This is a genomic window from Pseudomonas sp. BN606 (genome assembly GCF_029873115.1).
Classification (GTDB): domain Bacteria; phylum Pseudomonadota; class Gammaproteobacteria; order Pseudomonadales; family Pseudomonadaceae; genus Metapseudomonas.
Map to the genome: position 1 here is coordinate 1 of NZ_SSOF01000055.1, position 10,349 is coordinate 10,349.

The 10,349-nt window shown below is 64.4% G+C and carries 8 protein-coding genes; 7 read left to right on the forward strand and 1 reads right to left on the reverse strand.

All coding sequences use genetic code 11. The features are described 5' to 3' along the window. The 6 genes from E8E75_RS09175 to E8E75_RS09200 all read left to right on the forward strand — a co-directional run. A partial coding sequence (locus E8E75_RS09175) for an L-serine ammonia-lyase (RefSeq protein ID WP_280358578.1) occupies positions 1–1,376 on the forward strand: 1,376 nt, incomplete at its 5' end. A gap of 4 nt (positions 1,377–1,380) precedes the next feature. Then, positions 1,381–2,175: a helix-turn-helix domain-containing protein gene (locus tag E8E75_RS09180; protein ID WP_153918265.1), complete on the forward strand. Its 795-nt coding sequence runs from the start codon at positions 1,381–1,383 to the stop codon at positions 2,173–2,175. Between the two features lie 449 nt (positions 2,176–2,624). Beyond that, positions 2,625–3,836: a M24 family metallopeptidase gene (locus tag E8E75_RS09185; RefSeq protein ID WP_153918267.1), complete on the forward strand. Its 1,212-nt coding sequence runs from the start codon at positions 2,625–2,627 to the stop codon at positions 3,834–3,836. 293 nt (positions 3,837–4,129) lie between these two features. Beyond that, positions 4,130–5,473 (forward strand): MFS transporter, encoded by a 1,344-nt coding sequence (locus tag E8E75_RS09190; protein WP_120653450.1) that lies wholly within the window; start codon positions 4,130–4,132, stop codon positions 5,471–5,473. 115 nt (positions 5,474–5,588) lie between these two features. Further along, positions 5,589–6,371: a creatininase gene (locus tag E8E75_RS09195; RefSeq protein ID WP_120653449.1), complete on the forward strand. Its 783-nt coding sequence runs from the start codon at positions 5,589–5,591 to the stop codon at positions 6,369–6,371. A gap of 87 nt (positions 6,372–6,458) precedes the next feature. Beyond that, complete coding sequence (locus tag E8E75_RS09200; RefSeq protein WP_120653448.1) at positions 6,459–7,853, forward strand: cytosine permease; 1,395 nt, start codon at positions 6,459–6,461, stop codon at positions 7,851–7,853. 125 nt (positions 7,854–7,978) lie between these two features. Here E8E75_RS09200 and E8E75_RS09205 read toward each other — a convergent pair whose 3' ends face one another. Continuing rightward, positions 7,979–8,998, reverse strand: coding sequence for a GlxA family transcriptional regulator (locus E8E75_RS09205; protein WP_120653447.1), 1,020 nt, complete (start codon positions 8,996–8,998; stop codon positions 7,979–7,981). A gap of 380 nt (positions 8,999–9,378) precedes the next feature. On the opposite strand from E8E75_RS09205, the gene glyA reads away from it, so the two are divergent. Then, positions 9,379–10,349, forward strand: a 971-nt coding sequence (gene glyA / locus E8E75_RS09210) for a serine hydroxymethyltransferase (protein WP_280358585.1), incomplete at its 3' end; no start/stop codon positions are given.

A 10,349-nucleotide genomic window follows, 5' to 3' on the forward strand; every position in this document is an offset into this window, starting at 1 on the left:
TGGCTATCAGCGTGTTCGACCTGTTCAAGATCGGTATCGGCCCTTCCAGCTCGCACACCGTGGGCCCGATGCGGGCGGCGGCGCTGTTTGCCACGGCGCTGCGCGAGCGCGGCCTGCTGGAGCAGGTGACGCGGGTCGAGGTGCGCCTGTACGGCTCGCTGTCGGCCACCGGCGTCGGCCACGGCACCGACCGCGCGACCCTGGTCGGGCTGATGGGCGAATGGCCGGATCGGGTCGACCCGAAGCAGATCGCCCCGCGCATCGAGGCGCTGCAGGCGTCCTGCGAACTGCTGTTGGGCGGCAGCCACCCGGTGGCCTTCGACTGGCAGCGCGACCTGCTGCTGCTCGAGGAAAACTTGCCGTACCACCCCAACGCCATGACGCTGATCGTCGAAGGCGAGGCGGGTGAGCTGCACCGCGACACCTACTACTCCATCGGTGGCGGCTTCGTGGTCGACGAGGCCCAGGCCCGCTCCGGCCAGCTCGACCAGGACACCACCGAGCTGCCTTACGACTTCTCCAGCGCCGAAGAGCTGCTGGAACTCTGCCAGCGCCACAACCTGCGTATCGCCGAGCTGATGCTGGCCAACGAGAAGGCCTGGCGCAGCGAAGCGGAGATCCGCGCCGGACTGCTGAAACTCTGGGACGCCATGCAGGAATGCGTGAGCAATGGTCTTGGCCACGAAGGCATCCTGCCCGGCGGGCTGAACGTGCGCCGGCGTGCCGCCAAGCTGCACCGCAGCCTGCAGGAACTGGGCAAGCCGAACGTGATCGGCAGCACCATGAGCGCCATGGAATGGGTGAACCTCTACGCCCTGGCGGTGAACGAGGAAAACGCCGCCGGCGGGCGCATGGTCACCGCGCCCACCAACGGCGCGGCGGGGATCATCCCGGCGGTGCTGCACTACTACATGCGCTTCAACCCCGAGGCCACCGAGGACGACGTGGTGAACTTCTTCCTCGGCGCGGCGGCGGTGGGCATCCTGTGCAAGAAGAACGCGTCCATCTCGGGTGCCGAAGTGGGCTGCCAGGGCGAAGTCGGCTCGGCCTGCGCGATGGCGGCGGCGGGGCTGGCGGAAGTGCTGGGGGCGACCCCGGCGCAGCTGGAGAATGCCGCCGAGATCGGCCTGGAGCACAACCTCGGGCTGACCTGCGACCCGGTGGGCGGGCTGGTGCAGGTGCCGTGCATCGAGCGCAACGCGATTGCCGCGGTGAAGGCGATCAACGCGGCGCAGATGGCGCTGCGCGGCGATGGCGAGCACTTCATCTCGCTGGACCGGGTGATCCGCACCATGCGCGACACCGGCGCCGACATGCACGACAAATACAAGGAAACCTCGCGCGGTGGTCTGGCCGTGAGTGCCGTGGAGTGCTGATGCCATGAGCGCCTTCCAGACTCTTGCCAAGCCCCTGCAGCGCCTCGAATCCATCGGCTTCCTGCTGCTGGACGAATTCAGCCTGATCGCCCTGGCCGGTGCGCTGGAGTCGTTGCGGCTGGCCAACCAGTTGTCCGCAACGGGCCTCTATCGCTGGTGCACCCTGACTTGCGACGGCACCCCGGTGCGCGCCGACAACGGCATGCAACTGACGCCCGAAGGCAGACTCGCCGAGGCACGCGAACTGGACGCCCTGATCCTCTGCGGCGGCGACGGCGCGCCACTCGCCGACTCCGGATTGCTCGCGCAACTCCGCGACCTGTCTGCCCACGGCGTGAAGCTGGGTGCCCTGGGGTCTGCCCGCGCTGTGCTGGCCGAGGCCGGTCTGCTTCAGGACGGCGAAAGTATTCCGGTCTGGGCCAGCCGGCTGACCCTGCGCGATGCCCTCGCCAGCGCGCAGCCCAAGCTGCAGGAAGTGATCGCGTTGATGGAGGCCAACCTGGAAGAGCCCATCGAACTGGATGATCTGGCCAGCTTCATCGAGCTGTCGCGGCGCCAATTGGAAAGGCTGTTCCAGAAGTACCTGTGCTGCTCGCCATCACGCTACTACCTCAAGCTGCGCCTGCTGCGTGCCCGTCAGCTCCTGCGCCAGACCGCCCTGCCGGTGGTGCAGGTGGCCTTCGGCTGCGGCTTCGTCTCCGCGCAGAATTTCTCCAAGTGCTACCGCGAGCACTTCGGCATCCCGCCCAGCAACGAACGGCTGGACAAGCCGCATCTCTGCCGCGCCGCGATGCACTGAGCACCCTTGGCACCACTTCGGGCCCGCCCGTGCCTGGCAGCACGGTCCGGGCCCGTTTTTTTGCTGGGGCAGAAAGGCTCGGGGCTTTCCTTGTAGGGGCGAATTCATTCGCCAAGCAGGAAGCAGTCCTGCCATTGGCCTTGTCGGGGGCAGCTGCGCCGCCCTTGGCGAATGAATTCGCCCCTACACAAGAGCATTCGCGCCTGCTGGCTAGTCCGAGTTAACCCAACTGCCCTCACCCCCGGCCCCCCTTGCGCACGGAAAGCGCCCTCTTCCTCTGGGTGAGGGCAATTGACCCCGCTCGGAGCCCCGGCAATGACCTCAGCGGATCTGACCAATTTCGGGTCGGATTCGTACAAAAGATGGTGGGGGGCTTCTGTTGCAATGCTTTCCAACGGCCCACCAGCCCGGTGTGTCGAGTCAGTGGAAAACAACAAGGGTTCACCGCCATGCAAATGCCCAAGACACTCCGCATCCGTAACGGCGACAAGGTTCGCTCCACCTTCTCCGCCCAGGAATACGCCAACCGCCAAGCCAAGCTGCGAGCTCATCTGGCAGCGGAGAACATCGACGCCGCGATCTTCACCTCGTACCACAACATCAATTACTACTCCGACTTCCTCTACTGCTCCTTCGGCCGCCCCTATGCCCTGGTGGTCACCCAGGACGACGTCATCAGCATCAGCGCCAACATCGACGGTGGCCAGCCGTGGCGCCGCACCGTCGGCACCGACAACATCGTCTACACCGATTGGCAGCGCGATAACTACTTTGTCGCCATCCAGCAGGCCCTGCCCAAGGCCCGCCGCATCGGCATCGAACACGACCACCTGAACCTGCAGAACCGCGACAAGCTGGCCGCCCGCTATCCAGAGGCCGAACTGGTCGACGTGGCCGCCGCTTGCATGCGCATGCGCATGATCAAGTCCGCCGAAGAGCACGTGATGATCCGTCACGGCGCGCGCATCGCCGACATCGGTGGCGCGGCGGTGGTGGAAGCGCTGCGTGACCAGGTGCCGGAGTATGAAGTGGCGCTGCACGCCACCCAGGCCATGGTCCGCGCCATTGCCGACACCTTCGAAGAAGTGGAGCTGATGGACACCTGGACCTGGTTCCAGTCCGGCATCAACACTGACGGTGCGCACAATCCGGTGACCACCCGCAAGGTGAACAAGGGCGACATCCTCAGCCTCAACTGCTTCCCGATGATCGCCGGCTACTACACCGCGCTGGAGCGCACCCTGTTCCTCGACCATTGCTCCGACGACCACCTGCGGCTGTGGCAGGTCAACGTCGAGGTCCACGAAGCCGGCCTCAAACTGATCAAGCCCGGTGCGCGCTGCAGCGATATCGCCCGCGAGCTGAACGAGATATTCCTCAAGCACGACGTGCTGCAGTACCGCACCTTTGGCTACGGCCACTCCTTCGGCACCCTCAGCCACTACTACGGCCGCGAGGCCGGGCTGGAGCTGCGAGAGGACATCGACACGGTGCTGGAGCCGGGCATGGTGGTGTCCATGGAACCGATGATCATGCTGCCGGAGGGCCTGCCGGGCTCCGGTGGCTACCGCGAGCACGACATCCTGATCGTCAATGAGAACGGTGCCGAAAACATCACCAAGTTCCCCTACGGCCCGGAGAAAAACATCATCCGCAAATGATCCAACCCACGCCCGCGCAGAGCCGACCTCCTGCGCGGGCCGTGGTTTTGCCTCACCACAACAAGAATCGACGCGCGGCATTCACGGGGCCCATGCCCCGCGCACGCGCCGCCCTTTGACTACCCGCTGCCGAACTAACACGACATAACAATAGAGGTACAGGCAATGGTCAGGTTTATTGCAGGAACGCTCCTCCGGGGAGCGGCCGACAGTGTGTCCTTCAACAACGGTCGGGGCGCTCCCGTCCATACTCCAGTCTTCCAGGCGCACCTCCCGATCGACGGAGGTGCCCAATGAGTACATCCAACCAGACCCTGGCCTATGGCCAGTCCGACAGCCAGATGGCCAGCAGCGAGCGCAGCACCCTCCGCCGCGCGGCGACCGCCAGCTTCATGGGCAACTTCGTGGAGTGGTTCGACTACGCCGCCTACGGCTATCTGGCCGCGGTGATCGCAGTCGTGTTCTTCCCTGCCACCGACAAGACCACCGGCCTGCTGGCGGCTTTCGCGGTGTTCGCCATTTCGTTCATCGTCCGCCCCATCGGCGGCATCGTCTGGGGCCATATCGGCGACCGTTACGGCCGGCGTAACGCCCTGTCCCTGTCCATCCTCATCATGTCTGGCGCCACTTTCTGCATCGCGCTGCTGCCGACCTACGCCCAGGTGGGCATGTTCGCGCCGCTGCTGCTCCTGCTGATCCGCCTGGTGCAGGGCTTCTCCGCCTCCGGGGAATACGCCGGCGCGGCGGCCTTCCTCGCCGAGTACGCGCCAGACAACAAGCGCGGTTTCTACACCTGCCTGGTGCCGGCCAGTACGGCGGCGGGGTTGCTGTTCGGTTCGCTGTTCGCGGCACTGCTCTATTCGCAGCTCGATACCGAGCAACTGCACAGCTGGGGCTGGCGTATTCCGTTCCTGTTGGCCGCGCCGCTGGGCCTGATTGGCCGCTACATTCGCCTGCACCTGCAGGACACCCCCAAGTTCCGCGAAATGGAACAGGCGATGGAGAAGAAGGAAGCGGAGCACAAAGTGCCGATCCGCGAACTCATGGGCGTGCACCGCAGGAAGGTGCTGGTGGCCATTGGCGTCACCTGCCTCAACGCGGTGGCCTTCTACCTGATCCTCAGCTACATGCCGACCTATCTATCCACCGAGATGGGCATGAACGAAACCGATTCCTTCCTGGCGTCTACCGTGTCGCTGGCGACCTACATCGGTTTCATCTTCCTGATGGGCAAGCTGTCCGACCGCTTCGGCCGCAAAACCATGCTGATCGGTGCGTCGCTGCTGTTCCTGGGGCTCACGGTGCCGCTGTTCGGTCTGCTCGAAGGGCAGGGCTTCGCCTTCATCCTGCTGATCCAGATCGCCTTCGGGCTGATGTTGGCAATGAACGACGGCACCCTGCCGTGCTTCCTCGCCGAGGTCTTCCCGACACGAGTGCGCTACAGCGGCTTCGCCTTCAGCTTCAACACGGCCAATGCCCTGTTCGGCGGCACCGCGCCTTTCATCGCCACCTGGTTGATCAGCCAGACCGGCGACAAGCTCGCACCGGCCTGGATGCTGGTGGCAGCGGCGGCCGTGGCCCTGCTGGCGATGCTGTGCATCTGCGAGACGGCGCACCGCGCACTGGCGGACGACTGAGGACTGGCGATCCTGCCAACTTCGGGTCGGATACGTACAAAAGTCGGCCATTCACTTCTGCTGCAATGCCATGAGCGGAAGTCCGTCTGGCGCCGACAATTCCTGGAGTATTTCGATGAGCAAGAGTGTTTTTGTAGGTGAGCTGACCTGGAAGGAGTACGAGGCGCGTGTCGCGGCAGGTGACTGCGTGCTCATGCTGCCGGTCGGCGCCCTGGAACAGCACGGCCATCACATGTGCATGAACGTCGATGTGCTGCTGCCCACGGCGGTGTGCAAGCGGGTCGCCGAGCGCATTGGTGCGCTGGTCATGCCGGGGCTGCAGTACGGCTACAAGTCCCAGCAGAAGTCCGGCGGCGGCAATCACTTCCCCGGCACCACCAGCCTGGATGGCGCCACCCTGACTGGCACGGTGCAGGACATCATCCGCGAGCTGGCGCGCCATGGTGCGCGTCGCCTGGTACTGATGAACGGCCACTACGAAAATTCCATGTTCATCGTCGAAGGCATCGACCTCGCCCTGCGCGAGCTGCGCTATGCCGGCATCCAGGACTTCAAAGTGGTGGTGCTCTCCTACTGGGACTTCGTCAAGGACCCGGCTGTGATCCAGCAGCTCTATCCCGAGGGCTTCCTCGGCTGGGACATCGAGCACGGCGGCGTCTTCGAGACCTCCCTGATGCTGGCTTTGTACCCGGACCTGGTGGACCTGGACCGCGTCGTCGATCACCCACCTGCAACCTTCCCACCCTATGACGTGTTTCCGGTCGACCCGGCCCGTACGCCGGCGCCGGGCACTCTGTCGTCGGCGAAGACGGCCAGCCGAGAGAAGGGCGAGTTGATCCTGGAGGTCTGCGTCCAGGGCATTGCCGACGCTATCCGCGAGGAGTTCCCGCCCACCTGACGAGGCATTGCGCCACCCCGAACAGAACAAGCGACTTCACAATTACAACAAGTGACCGCCGCGGCGGTTCGCGAGGAAGTTTCAGCTATGTCGAATTCAGACGCGCACAAAGAGTACGGACTCAATCAGGTCAAACCGGCGGAGCGCAGCTACGGCTTCGGCGACACCGTGTGGACCTGGTTCGGTTCCGGCATCAATACCGGTTCCTGGTTTTTCGGCGGCATGGCCGCTTCACTGGGCATGGTCTTCGTCCTGCAGTACAGCCTCCTCTGGCTACCGCTGATGATGATTCCATGGGCGGCAGTGGCCTATATCGGCTACCGCTACGGTGCCAGTACGGCCGTGGTGGCCCGTCCCGCCCTGGGCACTAAGGGGTCGCGCCTGACCGGCGTGGCCCAGTTCCTGGTGCTGATCGGCTGGCCCAGCGTGAACAGCTTCATTGCCGCTATTTCCCTCACCCACGTGTTCGGCGCAGCGTTCGGCTGGCCGACCTTCGGCCAGCCCGGCTCGGCGGGACCGATGGTGCTCGGCATACTGCTGACCGCCGTGGCGCAGGGCATCATCACCTTCCTTGGCCATGAGGCGATCCGCTATCTGGAGCGCGTGGCAGGCGTGCTGCTGCTGGTGCTCGGTGTCTGGGTCAGCTACATCGTGCTGTCGCAGTGGGATCTGGGTGAGCTGATGGCGTTCAAGGTGGCGAACCCGGCCCACTCGGTGGCCTTCTACATTGACCTGGCCTTCGGTTTCTCCTGGACCTGGGCCCAGGTGGCGGACTTCTCACGCTTCGCCAAGACCGGCAAGGCTGCCACCGTGGGCAGTTGGCTGGGGCTCAACGTAGGGCAGGGCTGGTTCATGCTGATCGGCGCCATCGGCACGATCGGGGTGGCACTGCAAACCGGCAGCATCGACCCCAACAACTCCGACCCCAGCTCCACCCTGGCTACCCTGGGGCTAGGCCTGGTGTCCTTCCTGGTGCTGATCTTCGCCACCGTCAGCACCAACGTCACCGTGCTCTACGGCTCCGGCATGGGGCTGCTGGGGGCGTTCAAGAGCCTGACCCCGAAAAAGGCCCTGGCGATTATCGTTGTGCTCCAGCTGGCGCTGTGCTTCGTGCCCATGGCCTTTGACTCCTTCCTGCATTACTTCGAGACCTTCCTCGGCGTCATCGGCGGCCTGTTCATCCCGCTCTGGACCATCATCCTGGTCGACTACTTCTGCGTGCGCGGCAAGCGCATCAGCGACCGCGACCTCTTTGCCGAGTCCGGCGGCGCCTATTACGGCAGCAATGGCTGGAACCCGGCGGGTATCACTGCGCTGGTGCTAGGTTTTGCGGTGTACTTCGTGTTGGCCCATGTGTTCAAGGACGTAGCCGAGCAGATCACCGCGAGCTTCCCCGCCATCCTGGTATCAGGGCTGGCCTATTGGCTGTTGGCAAAGAAGCCGGTAGTGGCCCTGAGCGGAGGGGTTGAACAGGACGCTTGACGCGCGAGGTACGGAAATGAAAACGCCGCCCCCGAGAGGAGGGCGGCGTTTTTGTTTTCGGCGAGGTTCAAGGCGACTCCCTTGCAGTGGCGAATGAGTTCGCCCCTGCAGTTCTCGGTCGACGATCAGGAGTGCAAGGGACTCTGCTTGCGCTCGCCGCGCGGCGAGTGGCCGAAGAAGCGGCTGTAGCACTTGGAGAAGTGCGCCGGTGAGGCGAAGCCGCAGGCCAGGGCAATGTCGCGGACCTGCGACTCGCTGCGCAGCAGCAGGTCGCGGGCGCGGTTCAGGCGCAGTTCCAGGTAGTACTGGCTGGGGGTGCGGTCCAGGTACTTGTGGAACAAGCGTTCCAGTTGGCGCACCGACACTTCGTTGAGCTGCGCCAGTTCTTCCAGTTCCAGGGGTTCTTCCAGGTTGGCTTCCATGATTGCGACGATCTGGCTCAGCTTCGGCTGTGCGTGGCCGAGCTTCTGCCGCAAGGGGATGCGCTGCTGTTCGCGGGCGCTGCGCATGCGGTCGCAGAGCAGCAGTTCGGCAGCGCGGGTGGCGATCTCCACGCCACCCGGCTCACGGGCGATCAGTTGCAGGGTCATGTCCATGGACGCCGTGCCGCCGGAGCAGGTGTAACGGTCGCGATCCAGCTCGAACAGCTGGTTGGAGATGACGATGCCGGGGAACTTGTCCTTCACCTGCTCGATGTCTTCCCAGTGCACCGTGCAGCGATAGCCCTTGAGCAGCTCAGCGCTGGCCAGCAGGTGGCTGCCGGTGCAGATTCCGCCCAGTGCCACGTCGTGCTGGGCCAGCTTGCGCACCCAGTTGAGCAGGCGCCGGTCATAGCGGGTCGGCATGGGGTTGGAGCCGACGACGAACAGGGCATCCAGTTCGGGGGCGTCGTCAAGGCTGTGATCGGGAACCACGCGCATGCCGTTGCTGGCCTGCACTGGTTCGTGGTCGGCGGCGATCAGCAAGGTGTGGAACAGGGTGCGCTTGGCGGCCAGGTTGGCCATGCGCAGGGTCTCGATCGCCGAGGCGAAGCCGATGGTGGTGAAGTTGGGGATCAGCAGAAAGCCGAAGGTCTTCACTGCGGCCGGCCGGGGCTGGGCCTGGAATTCGTCGACGGACGGCGCCGCAAGGTTTGCAACAGCCATTGGTTCTTCCTCCGCTGCATCGACTGTCGTTTTTGGGTATTGGCGGGTGAGGCAGAAGTCGAAGTGCAGTTCTGTCTTTTTATTGTTTTGCGGCGCTGGAGCGGGCCGGCGCCGGGGTCCAGCTTACACCCATTCCAGCCCTGCATCAGCGGCGTCCCTGCCCGACATCCGGGGTTCAGCGAGGCGGTCTCCGGTAATCGAACGGTATTCCTTCGCCGGCAGGGTAGGTTTGGGCATTTACACGTCGCAAACAGGCAAACGGGGTGTCGGGCTAACTCGCACAATCGGCCCCAACAGGCAGATACCGACAGCCCTCCAGTGGTCGGTTCCGGGCCCCCAAAACAACAGAGACGACAGCGGGTTGTCGCAGGAGATCATCGATGTTCAGCAAGCAAGACCAGATCCAGGGTTACGACGACGAACTGTTCAGCGCGATGCAGGAAGAAGAGCACCGTCAGGAAGACCACATCGAGCTGATCGCCTCGGAGAACTACACCAGCAAGCGCGTGATGGAAGCCCAGGGCAGCGGCCTGACCAACAAGTACGCCGAAGGCTATCCGGGCAAGCGTTACTACGGCGGCTGCGAGTTCGTCGACAAGGTCGAGCAGCTGGCCATCGACCGCGCCAAGCAACTGTTCGGCGCCGACTACGCCAACGTCCAGCCGCACTCCGGTTCCCAGGCCAACAGCGCCGTCTACCTGGCCCTGCTGAACGCCGGCGACACCATCCTCGGCATGAGCCTGGCCCACGGTGGCCACCTGACCCACGGCGCCAAGGTGTCGTCTTCCGGCAAGCTGTACAACGCTGTGCAATACGGTCTTGATACCGCCACCGGCCTGATCGACTACGACGAGGTCGAGCGCCTGGCTGTCGAGCACAAGCCGAAGATGATCGTTGCCGGCTTCTCCGCCTACTCCAAGACCCTCGACTTCCCACGCTTCCGCGCCATCGCCGACAAGGTGGGTGCGCTGCTGTTCGTCGACATGGCCCACGTCGCCGGCCTGGTCGCCGCCGGCCTGTACCCCAACCCGCTGCCCTACGCCGATGTGGTTACCACCACCACCCACAAGACCCTGCGCGGTCCGCGTGGCGGCCTGATCCTGGCCAAGTCCAACGAAGAGATCGAGAAGAAGCTGAACTCCGCCGTATTCCCCGGCGCCCAGGGCGGCCCGCTGATGCACGTGATCGCCGCCAAGGCCGTGTGCTTCAAGGAAGCGCTGGAACCCGGCTTCAAGGATTACCAGGCCCAGGTGATCAACAACGCCCAGGCCATGGCCAAGGTGTTCATCGATCGCGGCTACGACGTGGTGTCCGGCGGTACTGACAACCACCTGTTCCTGGTCAGCCTGAT

What these genes read in the sequence shown, in the direction of transcription:
- E8E75_RS09180 (WP_153918265.1), top strand. Translation starts at nt 1,381, where the DNA reads ATGAGCGCCTTCCAGACTCTTGCCAAGCCCCTGCAGCGCCTCGAATCC.
- E8E75_RS09185 (WP_153918267.1), top strand. Translation starts at nt 2,625, where the DNA reads ATGCAAATGCCCAAGACACTCCGCATCCGTAACGGCGACAAGGTTCGC.
- E8E75_RS09190 (WP_120653450.1), top strand. Translation starts at nt 4,130, where the DNA reads ATGAGTACATCCAACCAGACCCTGGCCTATGGCCAGTCCGACAGCCAG.
- E8E75_RS09195 (WP_120653449.1), top strand. Translation starts at nt 5,589, where the DNA reads ATGAGCAAGAGTGTTTTTGTAGGTGAGCTGACCTGGAAGGAGTACGAG.
- E8E75_RS09200 (WP_120653448.1), top strand. Translation starts at nt 6,459, where the DNA reads ATGTCGAATTCAGACGCGCACAAAGAGTACGGACTCAATCAGGTCAAA.
- E8E75_RS09205 (WP_120653447.1), bottom strand. Translation starts at nt 8,998, where the DNA reads ATGGCTGTTGCAAACCTTGCGGCGCCGTCCGTCGACGAATTCCAGGCC.